Origin of the sequence: Anoxybacillus eryuanensis (assembly GCF_051200995.1) — a bacterium.
Taxonomy (GTDB): domain Bacteria; phylum Bacillota; class Bacilli; order Bacillales; family Anoxybacillaceae; genus Anoxybacillus; species Anoxybacillus tengchongensis.
Genome location: NZ_JBPODS010000016.1, coordinates 1 through 14,855 on the forward strand (window position 1 = coordinate 1; position 14,855 = coordinate 14,855).

Here is a 14,855-nt window from a genome sequence, read left to right on the forward strand (position 1 = left end):
GATAGGTCCGAGGTGGAAGCGTGGCGACACGTGCAGCTGACGGATACTAATCGATCGAGGACTTAACTAAACACATAAGAAAAGCGGAGAACGGTCCTTGGCGAAGCCAAGGAAACGTCCGACGGAGCCGAGAGCTTTTGACGAAGACGTGCGTGCACGTCGAACGGAAAAAGCGAAAGGCGTAGGAGGATGTTAGTTCGAAGCTAGACATCACGAAAAGCGAAGGCGACTGTTCAGCCACGAAGAACGCGAAAGGCCTGCGAGGAGGCTGTTGCCGCCACAGCAGGACTGAAGCGGTTCAAGGGGCTAGGAGCCGCAGCTAGACATCACGAAAAGCGAAGGCGACTGCTTAACCTGTTATCTAGTTTTGAAGGAATCATCCTTCAATATATTGCTCGGTGACGATGGCGGAGAGGTCACACCCGTTCCCATCCCGAACACGGAAGTTAAGCTCTCCAGCGCCGATGGTAGTTGGCGGGACACCGCCTGCGAGAGTAGGACGTTGCCGGGCAAACAAAAAGACCAAGACGGTTTAGTCTTGGTCTTTTATCTTTTTTTGCCTTCTCGCACCAAATGATTGTTTTTTAAGTATATTGTTATATGAAACTGGGAAAACTGTTAGCGGGAGGTGGAGAACGGATGTCTTATAGTAAAACTTGTATTATATGTAACGAGCAAAATAAAAATGGAATTTATGTTTTTCATCATTTCATATGTATGGATTGTCATAACGATCTCATTCAAACTGAAACGAATGATGAGAAATATAAATTTTACGTTGATCGGTTGAAAAAAATAGGAGAGAATAAAATATATTCATAACTCAAGGCCCCTACTATGATTAGGGCCTGTTTTATTTTAATATAAATGTATAAAACAACATGAGTGAGGAAGCGAATAAAGATGGATCAAACAAACACCCCTTTGTATACGCTTTTATGTGAACATGCTTCAAAACAACCTATTTCATTTCATGTACCAGGGCATAAATATGGAGCAGTGTTTTATGAAGAAGCTCTTCTTTCTTTTGCGCCATTGTTGCATTTAGATGTAACTGAACTGTCACATTTAGATGATTTACATCATCCAACAGGAGCAATTGAACAAGCACAACGGTTAGCCGCAAATTTGTATGGGGTAAAACGTACATATTTTTTAGTTAACGGTTCTACGGCTGGTAATTTAGCTATGATTGCAGCTGTGTGTGAAAAAAATAAAAAAGTCATCGTACAACGCAATTGTCATAAATCTATTTTGCATGCGCTACATCTTGTTGGGGCAACACCCATTTTTATTTCCCCAGAGTTTGATGAAGATGTTCAAGTGATGTCTTTTGTGTCTTTTGAAACAATTTGTAATACGTTGCGCGAGCATCCTGATGCTGCTGCACTCATTTTAACAAATCCAAACTATTACGGTATGGCGATTGATTTAACAACAATCGTTCAATTGGCACATTCTTATCGAGTGCCAGTTTTAGTTGATGAGGCACATGGTGCTCATTTTGTGCTCGGAGAACCTTTTCCAAAATCGTCTGTTGAGTGTGGAGCCGACATTGTTGTACAATCGGCCCATAAAACACTTCCAGCAATGACAATGGGATCTTTTCTACACTTTAATAGCGACCTTATTGATGAACGTATGTTGAGATACTTTTTGCAAGTTTTCCAAACGAGTAGCCCGTCTTATCCAATTATGGCTTCGCTCGATTTGGCACGGGCTTATGTAGCGCGACAAACACGTGAAACGATTGATGAAATAATCGCTCAAATTCAATTATTTAAACAAGAATTGCAGACAATTGAAGCAATTCATGTTGTGGAATCACGACATCCGCTTATCCGAACAGACTTATTAAAGATTACGTTACAAACACGTAGCGCACATTCAGGATATGAGTTACAACAATTATTAGAAAGAAATGGAATATTTACAGAGATGGCTGATCCGTATAATGTATTGCTTGTCTATCCGCTTGCGAAAATGAAACAACTACCAGCCATCGCAAATCGTATAAAGCGTGCGTTGCAATCTATTCGTAGCAAGCCGAAAAATGAACGAGTGCAATTCCAGTTACCAAAGCATTGTCAAGCAGTAAGTTACGAATGGACGAAAGGTCGCCAAACAAAAAAAATTTTGCTTCGCGATGCAATCGGGTGTGTTTGCGCTCAAATGGTCGTCCCTTATCCACCTGGGATTCCTATTTTACTTATCGGGGAAATTGTAACACAGCAGCATATTGAGATCATTCAACATTTGAAGAAAAACAATGCCTATTTTCAAACAGATATAGACGGAGATTACATCGAAGTGTTTCAGGAGGTATGATATGAACTATTTATTTTTTTCATTTGAAGGTCCCGAGGGAGCAGGGAAAACAACAATCGTCCGCATGTTAAAGGATTATTTAACCGAACAACATGTTGATGTTGTGGCGACACGTGAGCCAGGAGGAATCGATATTGCTGAGCAAATTCGTGCGATCATTTTACATCCTCATAATGAACGAATGGATGCGCGAACAGAAGCTTTGCTTTATGCTGCAGCGAGGCGACAACACTTAGTTGAAAAAGTAATTCCTGCGTTGAAAGAAGGAAAGATCGTTCTTTGTGATCGCTTTATTGACAGTTCTCTAGCTTATCAAGGTGTAGCGCGCAGTTTAGGGATAGATGAGATATTAGCTATTAATGCGTTCGCCGTTGAGAATTGGATGCCTACATTAACGATTTATTTCGATATTGATCCGGCTCTTGGATTAGCGCGCATTCACGAAAATGGATTGCGAGAAGTCAATCGACTTGATTTAGAGGAGCTAGCGTTTCATGAACGAGTACGTGACGGATATATGATGTTATTAGATCGTTTTCCAAATCGTATAAAAAAAGTAGACGCTACGCAGTCTGTAACAAAAGTGTTTGAAGACGTGTGGGCGCTTATAGAGCCTTTGTTAAGAAAGTGAGAGGATCGTCATGTCATGGAAAATGCTCGAAACAAATCAACCACATGTAGCGAAAATGATCGTCAACAGTATAAGAAAAGGCAGAGTGGCTCATGCATACTTATTTGAAGGACAAAAAGGGACAGGCAAAAAGGAAGCGGCTCTTTTATTTGCTAAACGCCTTTTTTGTTTAGCAAATGTATATGATGAGCCTTGTGAAGCATGTGTCAACTGTCGACGCATTCAATCTGGTAATCATCCAGACGTTCATCTCGTTGTGCCAGATGGAAATTCAATTAAAAAACAACAAATTGAACAGTTACAAGAGGAGTTTACAAAAACAGCTGTTGAATCGAGCCGTAAATTATATATTATTGAACATGCTGATCAAATGACTGTTCAAGCAGCCAATAGTTTATTGAAATTTTTAGAGGAACCGTCAGCGAAAACGGTAGCGATCTTATTAACAGAGCAATTACATCGCATACTCCCAACGATTGTCTCACGTTGTCAAGTGATTTCTTTTCATCCATTGCCAACAGAGCGAATATACGCTTATTTACAACAACAAGGTGTAGCGCGGGGGTTAGCTATATTGGCTGCAAGAGTAACGAACAGTTTGGAAGAAGCACTTCAGCTAAGCCAAGATGATTGGTTTGCACAAGCACGAAAAATAGTGATACAATTATATGAAGCATTAAACAAGCAATATGTACAAGCGTTGCTTGTCATTCAGCAACATTGGCTCACCCATTTTACGAATAAAGAGCAAATGAATATCGGGTTAGACTTATTATTATATTTATATAAAGACTTATTATATGTATTACTTGGGGAAGAACAACAAATTGCATATGATGATTGCATGAATGAATTTCAGCGGTCGCGTTTTCTTTATTCTGAAAAGCAAATTGCTCAACATATGAGAGCGATTTTACAAGCAAAAGCGCGGTTGCATACGAATATGAATCCGCAGCTTTTAATGGAACAATTAGTATTGCAGTTGCGGGAGGGATCTGCGTTTGTATGAAGTTGTAGGCGTTCGTTTTAAAAAAGCAGGAAAGATTTATTATTTTGATCCGGGAGATTTACCAATTTCAAATGGTGATTATGTTATTGTTGAGACGGTTCGTGGCATTGAATTCGGAAAAGTTGTTGTAGCTAAAAAACAAGTCGATGAAAAAGATATTGTTTTACCGTTAAAAAAAGTAATTCGCTTGGCCGATCAAAAGGACAAGCTTGTTGTAGAAGAAAATAAAAAGGCAGCAGAAGAAGCATACGACATTTGCTTGAAAAAAGTAGAAGAACACGGATTAGAGATGAAGCTTGTCGATGTGGAATATACATTTGATCGCAATAAAATCATTTTTTATTTTACTGCTGATGGACGAGTTGATTTTCGTGAACTTGTCAAAGATTTGGCAGCTATTTTTCGTACAAGAATTGAGTTAAGACAAATTGGTGTTCGCGATGAAGCGAAAATGTTAGGTGGTATCGGTCCGTGTGGGCGTATGCTTTGTTGTTCAACGTTTTTAGGCGATTTCGATCCTGTTTCTATAAAAATGGCGAAAGATCAAAATTTATCGTTAAATCCGACAAAAATATCAGGATTATGCGGTCGATTAATGTGCTGTTTAAAATATGAAAACGACGAATATGAGACTGCGAAAGAACAGTTACCTGATTTAGGAGAAATGATTGAGACTCCCCTTGGATTAGGAAAAGTTGTTGGACTAAACATTTTAGAACGAGTGCTACAAGTTGAGTTAGTTGAAAAAGAACGGGTGGTCGAGTATACAATTGACGAATTGATAAAAGAAAAAGTTCTTCCTACTCAAGCCACAGAGTGATGGGGTGGATGGCGCGTGAATAAAAAAGAGATTTTTCAATCTGTAACAAGTATCGAGGAACAAATTGCTCATTTGTATAAACAGCTAGGGGAGCTGAAAAGTTATCTTGGAGAGCTAATCGAAGAAAATCATCACCTCCAAGTTGAGAATGACCATTTGCGTAGACGGCTCGAACAATTGTCGGAGCAAAAAGTGGAACAAGGCAAAAAACAAACGAAGGCAAAATTAGTTGATATCGGTGAAGGATATGACAACTTAGCTCGTCTGTATCAAGAAGGTTTTCACATTTGTAATGTACATTACGGCAGTTTGCGAACCGATGGAGATTGCTTGTTTTGTTTGTCATTTTTAAATAAAAAATAGCCTTTCTGACGAATGGTCTGGAAGGCTATTTTGTTGTAGAAAGAGGGATGAAATATGTTGCGTGAAGACGAACGGCTTGACTATTTGTTAGCAGAAGATATGAAAATTATTCAAAGCCCATCTGTATTTGCGTTTTCACTTGATGCGGTGTTGTTAGCGAATTTTGTATATGTCCCGATTCAAAAAGGTAATTTAGTCGATTTATGCACAGGGAATGGCGTCATCCCGTTGCTATTAAGTAAACGAACAAAAGGAAAAATTATTGGAGTGGAAATTCAAGAAAAGATTTATGATATGGCGAAACGAAGTGTACAATACAACGAATTAGAAGAGCAAATTGAAATCATTCACGGTGACATTAAAGATATGCCGGCTTATGTTGGACATAGCAAATTTGACGTCGTGACGTGTAACCCTCCTTATTTTCCAACGCCAAATGGGGAAGAGATCAATAAAAATGAACATTTTGCTATTGCACGTCATGAAATTTATTGCACGCTAGAGGATGTTATCCGCGTCAGCAGCCAACTGCTCAAACAAGGTGGAAAAGCTGCTTTTGTCCATCGGCCGGAGCGGTTATTAGATATCGTGACATTAATGAGACAATACCGTTTAGAGCCGAAGCGCTTACGTTTTGTTTATCCAAAGGAAGGGAAAGAAGCGAATACCATTTTAATTGAAGGAACGAAAGATGGGAATAGAGGATTGAAAATATTACCACCTCTCGTCGTATATGCACAAAATGGCGAGTACACGAGCGAGTTAAAACATATTTTATATGGGGAATGAGATGATATGAACGAACAAAAAAGTTTTATTGAGGAAGATGAAAAAGGGATTTTATATATTGTCCCGACGCCGATTGGCAATTTAGAGGACATGACGTTACGCGCGATTGAAACGTTACGAACGGTCGATTTCATTGCGGCTGAAGATACACGGCAAACGAAAAAACTGCTGAATCATTTCGACATTCATACGCCGCTTGTGAGTTACCATGAACATAATAAACAAGCGAGAGGGGAGCATATTATTGCCTCTCTTTTGCAAGGCAAACACGTTGCCTTAGTTAGTGATGCAGGGACGCCAACCATTTCTGATCCAGGTCACGAACTTGTTGTTGAAGCGTTACAAGCCCAATGTAAAGTTGTGCCTCTTCCCGGTGCGAATGCAGCCATCACAGCGCTAACGGCTTCTGGACTACCGACAACTCATTTTTATTTTTACGGATTTTTATCCCGTCATAAAAAAGAAAAGAAGAAAGAACTTGAACAATTAAAACATATAAAAGATACGCTTATTTTTTATGAGGCACCGCATCGTCTCCGTGAAACGTTAACGATCATGCACCATATATTCGGGAATCGAAAAATGGCTATAGCACGTGAATTAACAAAAAAATTCGAACAATTTATTCGCGGAACGATTGAAGAAGTGATACATTGGGCAGAGCATCATGAAGTGCGAGGAGAGTTTTGCCTTCTTGTAGAAGGGAATCATATGCCGGATGAAGAATCAGTATGGTGGGATAATTTAACGATTGTTGAACATGTCAACTATTACATGGAGGCGAAGCAGTACACTTCAAAAGAAGCAATTAAACAAGTAGCGAAAGATCGACAATTGCCAAAACGGGATGTATATGAAGCATACCATAAGTAAAAAAAGTTTCTCTAGAAAAATCTAGAGAAACTTTTTATTTTGATTGTTGAAGAAGGTTTTGGATTTCTTGTAATAATGCTTCTGCGCCTTCTTTGCTTAAAATGATTTTTCCATCTGCAAGTTTAAAGTTGTCATCAGATACTTCCCCAGTTACTAAGCAAGTCATGTTTGGCTTGTATTTTTTCAAAATGATGCGCTCGTCGTCTACATAAATTTCTAACGCATCCTTTTCTGCGATTCCTAATGTACGGCGCAATTCAATTGGAATAACTACACGACCTAATTCGTCGACTTTACGAACAATACCTGTTGATTTCATACTGTTCTCCTCTCCTTTTTTCATCTTTTTTCGTCAATATTCGACAAAATCTCTATGGATTTATCATAACAACTTTTCCATTAAGCGTCAATCCTTTTATATGCAACAATAAAAAAAAATGTATGTTTTACATGTCGTTGCATATAAAATTCGACAAAATTATAGTTGAAATGACAAAAACCAAATGATTTGACAATAGATGCATAACAGTTTTTAACTACTTTTCAAGACGATACAAACCTTATTATAAGGATTATTCGACAAAATTCAACATAAATTCGACAAAAATGTCGATATATTTTCGACAAAATTCGACAAAAACTACTATTTGTCGATAATCTCATGTGGAATAGTTGACAGCGCTCTCTATTTTTATGTATATTTTGGTGAGATAAGAGGAATAGATGTATTGATCAAGAATACAAGTATGTAATCGCTCTCGTCCTTTGGGCGGGAGCGTTTCTACTACACGTGCAACAAGGAGGGGTAAAAGTGACGAAAAAGACGTTTTATATTACTACACCTATTTATTATCCGAGCGATAAATTACATATCGGTCATGCTTATACGACGGTAGCTGGCGATGCAATGGCAAGATATAAACGGATGCGCGGCTACGACGTCATGTATTTAACAGGAACGGATGAACATGGTCAGAAAATTCAGCGAAAAGCGGAGGAAAAAGGGGTTACTCCACAACAGTATGTCGACGAAATTGTTGCGGGGATTAAAGAACTTTGGAAAAAACTAGATATTTCTTATAACGACTTTATTCGTACAACAGAACAACGTCATAAACAAGTTGTTGAAAAAATTTTTGCTCGCCTTTTAGAACAAGGGGATATTTATTTAGATGAATATGAGGGATGGTATTGCACCCCGTGTGAATCGTTTTACACCGAGCGGCAACTGGTTGACGGAAATTGTCCAGACTGCGGACGTTCTGTAGAGAAAGTAAAGGAACAATCGTACTTTTTCCGCATGAGTAAATATGTCGATCGTCTATTAGCGTTTTATGAAGAAAATCCGCAATTTATCCAGCCAGAATCGCGTAAAAATGAAATGATCAACAATTTCATCAAGCCTGGGTTAGAAGACTTAGCTGTATCGCGAACAACATTTGACTGGGGTATCCCTGTTCCTGGAGATCCGAAGCACGTCATTTATGTATGGATTGATGCGTTGTCAAACTACATTACTGCCCTAGGATATGGAACAGAAAATGACGAAAAATATAAAACGTATTGGCCTGCTGATGTCCACCTCGTTGGAAAGGAGATTGTTCGCTTCCATACGATTTATTGGCCAATTATGTTGATGGCCCTAGATCTTCCGCTTCCGAAAAAAGTGTTTGCGCACGGTTGGTTGCTTATGAAAGACGGGAAAATGTCGAAATCGAAAGGAAATGTCGTTGATCCCGTTACGTTAATTGATCGGTATGGATTGGATGCGTTGCGTTATTATTTGCTCCGTGAAGTGCCGTTTGGCTCAGATGGTGTGTTTACACCGGAAGGTTTTGTCGAACGTATTAACTACGATTTAGCGAACGATTTAGGAAACTTGTTAAATCGGACGGTAGCGATGATCGAAAAATATTTTGCCGGTCGCATTCCTGTATATAGCGGTACGTATACATCGTTTGATGAACAGCTTGTGCAAACAGCATATGATACGGTGAAACAATATGAAGAGGCGATGGAGCAAATGCAATTTTCCCAAGCTCTAACAGCTGTTTGGCAGCTCATTAGTCGCACGAACAAATATATTGATGAAACACAACCATGGGTACTAGCGAAAGATGAAGCTGCACATGAACAGCTCGCTTCAGTCATGTCACATTTAGCGGAGTCGCTTCGTTATGTAGCTGTTTTATTGCAACCATTTTTAACAGCAACGCCAAAACGGATGTTTGCTCAACTTGGCATTCAAGACGAACAGCTGATGGGTTGGGATAGTTTACAAACGTTTGGCGCTTCACAACATGAGCGAATGGTTGCGAAAGGTGCACCACTGTTTCCGCGTTTAGACGTTCAAGAGGAAGTACAATACATTCAATCACAAATGAAAGGGACAGTAGCAAATACAGAAGAAAAACAAGAACAAAGCAAGGAAACAAGCGACGAAATTACAATTGATGATTTTATGAAAGTAGATTTGCGCGTCGCACAAATTGTTCACGCTGAACCGATTCCAAAAGCAGATCGCTTACTTAAACTGCAACTTGATTTAGGATATGAAAAACGTCAAGTTGTATCAGGTATTGCAAAATACTACAAACCTGAAGATTTGATTGGGAAAAAGGTCATTTGCGTGACGAACTTAAAACCTGTGAAATTGCGCGGAGAGTTATCACAAGGCATGATTTTAGCAGGAGAAAAAGATGGTGTATTATCATTGGCAACAGTGGATGAATCACTTCCAAACGGAGCAAAAGTAAAGTAAAGAGGTGTTGCAAAGACACCTCTTTGTTTCTGTTTTGTAATGCAATTGTTATATAGCTGTGATTTATGTAACGATATTGTGTGGTAAACTGAACATCGGAAGAAAAGAGGGGTCATATGTTATTTGATACACATGCACATTTAAATGCGACACAATTTAACGAAGATGTTGAACAAGTCATTGAGCGAGCACGTGCAGAAGGTGTGTCACATATTGTCGTTGTCGGTTTTGATCGCCCGACCATTCAGCGGGCAATAAAATTAGCTGAGCAATACTCTTTTATTTATGCAGCTGTCGGATGGCATCCTGTTGATGCAATTCATATGACGGATGAAGATCTCACTATGATTGAACGTTTAGCATCACATCCGAAAGTCGTCGCACTTGGTGAAATGGGACTAGATTATTATTGGGATCAATCACCGAAAGAAGTACAAAAAGAAGTGTTTCGAAAACAAATTCGTTTAGCGAAAAAAGTGAAGCTCCCGATTATTATACATAATCGTGATGCAACTGCTGATATCGTTCATATTTTACGAGAAGAGAACGCAGAGGAAGTCGGAGGCGTGATGCATTGTTTTAGCGGCAGTATAGAAGTGGCACGCCAATGTATAGATATGAATTTTTATATTTCGTTCGGCGGTCCTGTTACGTTTAAAAATGCGAAAAAGCCGAAAGAAGTAGCAAAAGAAATTCCGCTTAATCGGCTACTTATTGAAACGGACTGTCCATATTTAACGCCACATCCGTTTCGGGGAAAGCGGAACGAACCAAGCTATGTAAAGTATGTTGCTGAAGCGATCGCCGAATTAAAAGGGTTATCTTTTGAAGAAGTTGCTCAAAAAACGTCCGACAACGCCAAGCGATTATTCGGCATTATTTGATAGAGAAACGTGTCGATTGATTGGAAGACTTGTCTAAAGAAAAGATGAAACGTGATCGTTCTACATCTTTTTTCACAAGCATACAATAAGCTTGTCGACAAGTCTTTCTTCCCTTATGAAAGAATATTTTGAATAATAGATAATAAGCTTCATAGAAAGGGAGGGTCGTCACGGTTATCTATCGGAAAAGGAGGCGTTTTTATTTTGATTACGTATGTAAAAACATTATTGCAATCAGCATCAAAGAAGAAGATTGCGCTAGCTACAGGGGGATTTTTGGCTCTATGTAGCATGACGGGATATGCAAGTTATGAATGGACAAAAGATACAGTCACGTTATATACGAATGGAAAAGAGCAAAAAGTGCGTACACACGCCAATACAGTTGCTGAGTTATTGAAAGAACAAAATATTAAGTTAAAACAAGAAGATGCTATCTCCCCTTCCCCACAAACAAAAATTGTTGATCATTTGACTGTCAAATGGGAAGCCAGCAAGCCGATTGTACTCATTGTTGATGGGGTAGAAAAGAAATTAAGAACGACGGCTAAAACTGTCAAGGATGTATTGCATATTCAACAAATCGAACTTCGTGATTGCGATCAAGTATCACCGAACGTTCATGAACAAGTGCAAGAAAACATGAAGATTGTAATAAGCAAAGCATTTCCAATTACATTAAATGACGGCGGCAAACAAAAACAAGTTTGGTCTACTTCGACTACGGTCGCTGACTTTTTAGCTAAACAGCATATCACATTGCGGGAGATGGATCGCGTTCAACCCAAATTGAATGAAATGATTCAACCAAACACAAAAATAAACATTGTTCGAGTTGAAAAAGTCACCGATGTAGTGGAAGAACCAGTAAATTATACAGTTGTGAAAAAGAAAGACGCACAACTAGAAAAAGGTAAGCAAAAGGTAATTAGCGAAGGAGAAAAAGGGCTTGTCGCTAAGCAATATGAAGTTATTCTAAAAAACGGAAAAGAAGTATCGCGAAAGCTTATTAAAACAGAGACGATCAAGCCAAGCAAAAATCGTATTGTTGCGATTGGAACGAAACCAGCTCCGAAAATATTAGCTTCTCGTGGAGGTAATGAAGCGGCTGAGGAACTTTACGTGATTGCTACAGCGTACACAGCATATTGTGGTGGATGCTCTGGTACAACGGCAACGGGTGTCAACTTGCGTTCAAATCCAAACGCAAAAGTGATTGCTGTTGATCCGCGTGTTATTCCGCTTGGAACGAGAGTATACGTAGAGGGATACGGATACGCTGTTGCAGCAGATACAGGTGCGAATGTAAAGGGATATAAGATTGACTTATTTTTCCCTGACCAATCAGCTGCATATCGCTGGGGAACGAAACGTGTGAAAATAAAAATTATAAAATAACTACAGAGGATTTCACGATCCTCTGTTTTTTTCGTTATAATGGGTGAAGAACAATTGAGAGATGGAGGATTTTATGAAAATTAAGGAAATTATCGTTGTTGAAGGCCGTGATGATACAGTAGCGATTCGTCGTGCGGTGGATGCTGATACGATTGAAACGAATGGAGCAGCCATTAATGATGAAACGATTGAACGTATTCGTTTAGCGCAACAACAGCGCGGAGTAATTATTTTTACGGATCCTGATTATCCGGGTGAAAAAATTCGGAAAACAATTGCCGAACGTGTCCCGGGATGCAAACATGCATTTTTAACGCGTGAAGAAGCGCGAGGGAAACACGGTAAAGGTCTTGGTGTTGAGCATGCTTCTGTTGAGGCTATCCGCACAGCGCTATTGAGCGTGTATGAGGAAATGATTGATCCGAAAGAAGAAATTTCATTCCAACAGCTTATCGATGCAGGATTAATTGGTGGTTCATTAGCACGAGCTCGCCGTGAGCGGTTAGGTCAATTGTTAAAAATTGGGTACACAAACGGAAAGCAGTTGCATAAACGATTACAAATGTTTCAAATTTCAAAAGAACAATTTATAGAAGCGATGAAGCAAGTCATGCAGGAGGAACAACATGTATAAAGATATTGCTACACCGACTCGTACAAAAGGAATTTTAGAGAAATATGGGTTTTCGTTCAAAAAAAGTCTTGGACAAAATTTTTTGATTGAGCCAAATATTTTACATCGCATCGTTGATTTTGCCGAGCTTTCTGAACGAACAGGTGTCATTGAAATTGGACCGGGAATTGGGGCGCTTACAGAGCAACTAGCGCGACGATCAAAAAAAGTAGTCGCATTTGAAATTGATCAACGGCTTCTTCCTATTTTAGCTGATACGCTGTCTCCATATCCTAACGTATCCATTATTCATGAAGATGTTTTAAAAGCAGATGTTCAACAAGTAATAAAGGAACAATTAACTGACGTGGACGATATTATGGTCGTTGCCAATTTGCCGTATTATGTAACGACACCAATTATTATGAAGTTGTTGACAGATCGTTTACCTATTCGCGGTATGGTCGTTATGTTACAAAAAGAGGTAGCCGAGCGCATGGCGGCAAAACCAGGAACGAAAGATTATGGTTCTTTGACGATTGCTGTGCAATATTATACACACGCTGAAACAGTGATGCATGTGCCACGGACTGTATTTATGCCAAAACCGAATGTGGACTCTGCAGTCATTCGGTTATTGAAGAGGGAACAACCTGCTGTTTCCGTTACAAACGAAGATTTTTTCTTTACGGTCGTTCGTGCGAGTTTTGGACAACGGCGGAAAACGATTTTAAATAATTTGATGAACCAATTGCCAAACGGCAAGGAGAAAAAAGTACAAATTGAAAAAGCGCTTGAAAATGCTCGTATTGATCCAAAACGCAGAGGAGAGACGCTCACCATGGTTGAATTCGCTAAATTAAGCGAACAACTATATCACATTTTTTATCGAGAGGCTTAAAGCCTCTTTTTTTTACACTTTCTATCCTTTCGTTGCATATGTTACAAACAAAACAAACGAAAGGGCGGACGTGTATGATTCAAGTTGGAGACATTGTTGCACGGAGATCGTATGAATGTGATGTTTTGTTTCGGGTTATTGATATTAAAGAAAAAGAGGGAGAAAAAGAAGCGATCTTATATGGAGAGGATGTTCGACTCATAGCTGATGCTCCCTTTTCCGATTTAGTTGTTATTGATGAACGCGAAAAAAAGAGACGGAAAGAAGAAGAAAAACAACATATTGAGCAATGCTACAAATTATTGCGTCAAGATTATCGTTTGTTACGAGAAAAAAGCGAATATGAATCAACGGGTGGATACGAAGTAAAAATGGATTTTTTTCAACTTCCAGGCCGAGTGCTTCATATAGACGGTGACCCACTTTATTTACGAAAATGCATGCAGTTGTATGAGCGAATTGGAGTTCCTGTATATGGCGTCCATTGTCACGAAGCAGACATGCCCGATCGCATTATTCCACTACTTGAACAAGTTCGTCCTGATATTTTAGTTGTGACTGGGCATGATGCATATTCAAAATCAAAAGGAGCGATCGATGATTTAAAAGCTTATCGTCACTCGAAATATTTCGTACAGACGGTGAAACAGGCCCGAAAAAAAATCCCAAATCTCGATCAACTTGTGATTTTCGCTGGAGCGTGTCAATCTCATTTTGAATCGCTTATTCGAGCGGGTGCTAACTTTGCAAGCTCCCCTGCGCGTGTCAATATTCATGCGCTTGACCCTGTATACATCGTTTCACGCATTAGCTTTACTCCCTTTATGGATCGTGTTAACGTATGGGATGTGCTACGAAATACATTAACGGGGGAAAAGGGACTTGGCGGCGTCGAAACGCGAGGTGTTTTGCGAACGGGAATGCCATTTCGGACGATAGATGAGCAAACATAACATACTTCTTGTCTTTTTGCCATCGTGGTAAAAAGACAAGAATATTATTTTGTTTTTTAACACTTTTTGTACATAATTTTTTTATTATTGCCCATAATAAAAACAAAAGTATTGACATAAAATATTCTTTGTTGATATAATTCTTATTTTTTGACTTATTCAACTTCGTTTGTTATACTACTTAATAGTGAGGTGGATACGATGGGAAAAACATTGTCGGAAATTAAAAAAGTGTTGGATTCGAATCTCGGTAAAAGATTGACGTTAAAAGCGAACGGTGGGCGTCGAAAGACAATCGAGCGTTGCGGCGTGTTAGCCCAAACATATCCGTCGGTATTTGTTGTTGAACTGGATCAAGAAGAAAACGCTTTTGAACGTGTATCATATAGTTATGCAGACGTGTTGACGGAAACAGTACAGCTGACATTTTTAGATGATGAACAAATAGCGATGAGTAGCTCACATTCGTGACGGGTAAGGAGGCGACCAATATCGGTGGTCTCTTTTTTTATGTGTATGGAAAAGGCACGTA

Annotated in this window: 16 protein-coding genes and 1 rRNA gene; 16 read left to right on the forward strand and 1 reads right to left on the reverse strand. The window is 39.2% G+C overall.

Annotation, left to right across the window (positions count from 1 at the left end; all coding sequences use genetic code 11):
- The first annotated feature begins 394 nt into the window (after window positions 1-394).
- From rrf to rsmI, 9 genes are all read left to right on the forward strand, one after another.
- Window positions 395-511, forward strand: a 5S ribosomal RNA gene (gene rrf / locus HNQ84_RS12745).
- Window positions 512-639: 128 nt separating this feature from the next.
- Window positions 640-822, forward strand: coding sequence for a sigma factor G inhibitor Gin (locus HNQ84_RS12750; RefSeq protein ID WP_435622343.1), 183 nt, complete (start codon window positions 640-642; stop codon window positions 820-822).
- Window positions 823-903: 81 nt separating this feature from the next.
- Entirely contained in the window at window positions 904-2,328 is a 1,425-nt protein-coding gene (locus tag HNQ84_RS12755) for an aminotransferase class I/II-fold pyridoxal phosphate-dependent enzyme (RefSeq protein WP_435622344.1), read from the forward strand.
- Window position 2,329: 1 nt separating this feature from the next.
- A complete protein-coding gene (gene tmk / locus HNQ84_RS12760; RefSeq protein ID WP_183244434.1) occupies window positions 2,330-2,959 on the forward strand; it encodes a dTMP kinase in 630 nt (209 codons plus the stop codon).
- Between the two features lie 10 nt (window positions 2,960-2,969).
- Entirely contained in the window at window positions 2,970-3,968 is a 999-nt protein-coding gene (gene holB / locus HNQ84_RS12765) for a DNA polymerase III subunit delta' (protein ID WP_435622345.1), read from the forward strand.
- Window positions 3,961-4,788: a PSP1 domain-containing protein gene (locus tag HNQ84_RS12770; protein ID WP_032101721.1), complete on the forward strand. Its 828-nt coding sequence runs from the start codon at window positions 3,961-3,963 to the stop codon at window positions 4,786-4,788. Before holB ends, HNQ84_RS12770 begins: the two co-directional genes overlap by 8 nt.
- A 15-nt stretch (window positions 4,789-4,803) precedes the next feature.
- A complete protein-coding gene (yabA, locus tag HNQ84_RS12775) occupies window positions 4,804-5,151 on the forward strand; it encodes a DNA replication initiation control protein YabA (protein ID WP_055441883.1) in 348 nt (115 codons plus the stop codon).
- A 54-nt stretch (window positions 5,152-5,205) separates the two neighbouring features.
- Window positions 5,206-5,940, forward strand: a complete 735-nt coding sequence (locus HNQ84_RS12780) for a tRNA1(Val) (adenine(37)-N6)-methyltransferase (protein WP_435622346.1) — start codon at window positions 5,206-5,208, stop codon at window positions 5,938-5,940.
- 6 nt (window positions 5,941-5,946) lie between these two features.
- A complete protein-coding gene (rsmI, locus tag HNQ84_RS12785; RefSeq protein ID WP_435622347.1) occupies window positions 5,947-6,813 on the forward strand; it encodes a 16S rRNA (cytidine(1402)-2'-O)-methyltransferase in 867 nt (288 codons plus the stop codon).
- A gap of 34 nt (window positions 6,814-6,847) precedes the next feature.
- Here rsmI and abrB read toward each other — a convergent pair whose 3' ends face one another.
- Window positions 6,848-7,132: a transition state genes transcriptional regulator AbrB gene (abrB, locus tag HNQ84_RS12790; RefSeq protein ID WP_183244424.1), complete on the reverse strand. Its 285-nt coding sequence runs from the start codon at window positions 7,130-7,132 to the stop codon at window positions 6,848-6,850.
- Between the two features lie 492 nt (window positions 7,133-7,624).
- Between abrB and metG the strand changes: the two genes are divergently transcribed.
- The 7 genes from metG (at window position 7,625) to veg (ending at window position 14,794) form a co-directional block, all read left to right on the forward strand.
- Window positions 7,625-9,574: a methionine--tRNA ligase gene (gene metG / locus HNQ84_RS12795; RefSeq protein WP_435622348.1), complete on the forward strand. Its 1,950-nt coding sequence runs from the start codon at window positions 7,625-7,627 to the stop codon at window positions 9,572-9,574.
- A gap of 116 nt (window positions 9,575-9,690) precedes the next feature.
- A complete protein-coding gene (locus HNQ84_RS12800) occupies window positions 9,691-10,458 on the forward strand; it encodes a TatD family hydrolase (RefSeq protein ID WP_435622349.1) in 768 nt (255 codons plus the stop codon).
- A 204-nt stretch (window positions 10,459-10,662) separates the two neighbouring features.
- Window positions 10,663-11,856, forward strand: a complete 1,194-nt coding sequence (locus tag HNQ84_RS12805; protein WP_435622350.1) for a resuscitation-promoting factor — start codon at window positions 10,663-10,665, stop codon at window positions 11,854-11,856.
- 61 nt (window positions 11,857-11,917) lie between these two features.
- Window positions 11,918-12,490, forward strand: a complete 573-nt coding sequence (gene rnmV / locus HNQ84_RS12810) for a ribonuclease M5 (RefSeq protein WP_183244415.1) — start codon at window positions 11,918-11,920, stop codon at window positions 12,488-12,490.
- Window positions 12,483-13,370: a 16S rRNA (adenine(1518)-N(6)/adenine(1519)-N(6))-dimethyltransferase RsmA gene (gene rsmA, locus HNQ84_RS12815; protein ID WP_435622351.1), complete on the forward strand. Its 888-nt coding sequence runs from the start codon at window positions 12,483-12,485 to the stop codon at window positions 13,368-13,370. The genes rnmV and rsmA overlap by 8 nt, the downstream gene beginning before the upstream one ends.
- Before the next feature lie 74 nt (window positions 13,371-13,444).
- A complete protein-coding gene (gene yabG, locus HNQ84_RS12820) occupies window positions 13,445-14,323 on the forward strand; it encodes a sporulation peptidase YabG (RefSeq protein ID WP_435622352.1) in 879 nt (292 codons plus the stop codon).
- A gap of 201 nt (window positions 14,324-14,524) precedes the next feature.
- A complete protein-coding gene (gene veg / locus HNQ84_RS12825) occupies window positions 14,525-14,794 on the forward strand; it encodes a biofilm formation stimulator Veg (RefSeq protein WP_183244409.1) in 270 nt (89 codons plus the stop codon).
- Window positions 14,795-14,855 lie beyond the last annotated feature (61 nt).

Excerpts from the sequence above, each read along its gene's own strand:
- rnmV (WP_183244415.1), top strand. The coding sequence starts at position 11,918 with ATGGAGGATTTTATGAAAATTAAGGAAATTATCGTTGTTGAAGGCCGT.
- rsmA (WP_435622351.1), top strand. The coding sequence starts at position 12,483 with ATGTATAAAGATATTGCTACACCGACTCGTACAAAAGGAATTTTAGAG.
- tmk (WP_183244434.1), top strand. The coding sequence starts at position 2,330 with ATGAACTATTTATTTTTTTCATTTGAAGGTCCCGAGGGAGCAGGGAAA.
- HNQ84_RS12800 (WP_435622349.1), top strand. The coding sequence starts at position 9,691 with ATGTTATTTGATACACATGCACATTTAAATGCGACACAATTTAACGAA.
- yabG (WP_435622352.1), top strand. The coding sequence starts at position 13,445 with ATGATTCAAGTTGGAGACATTGTTGCACGGAGATCGTATGAATGTGAT.
- rsmI (WP_435622347.1), top strand. The coding sequence starts at position 5,947 with ATGAACGAACAAAAAAGTTTTATTGAGGAAGATGAAAAAGGGATTTTA.
- abrB (WP_183244424.1), bottom strand. The coding sequence starts at position 7,132 with ATGAAATCAACAGGTATTGTTCGTAAAGTCGACGAATTAGGTCGTGTA.
- HNQ84_RS12755 (WP_435622344.1), top strand. The coding sequence starts at position 904 with ATGGATCAAACAAACACCCCTTTGTATACGCTTTTATGTGAACATGCT.
- HNQ84_RS12750 (WP_435622343.1), top strand. The coding sequence starts at position 640 with ATGTCTTATAGTAAAACTTGTATTATATGTAACGAGCAAAATAAAAAT.
- veg (WP_183244409.1), top strand. The coding sequence starts at position 14,525 with ATGGGAAAAACATTGTCGGAAATTAAAAAAGTGTTGGATTCGAATCTC.
- HNQ84_RS12780 (WP_435622346.1), top strand. The coding sequence starts at position 5,206 with ATGTTGCGTGAAGACGAACGGCTTGACTATTTGTTAGCAGAAGATATG.
- holB (WP_435622345.1), top strand. The coding sequence starts at position 2,970 with ATGTCATGGAAAATGCTCGAAACAAATCAACCACATGTAGCGAAAATG.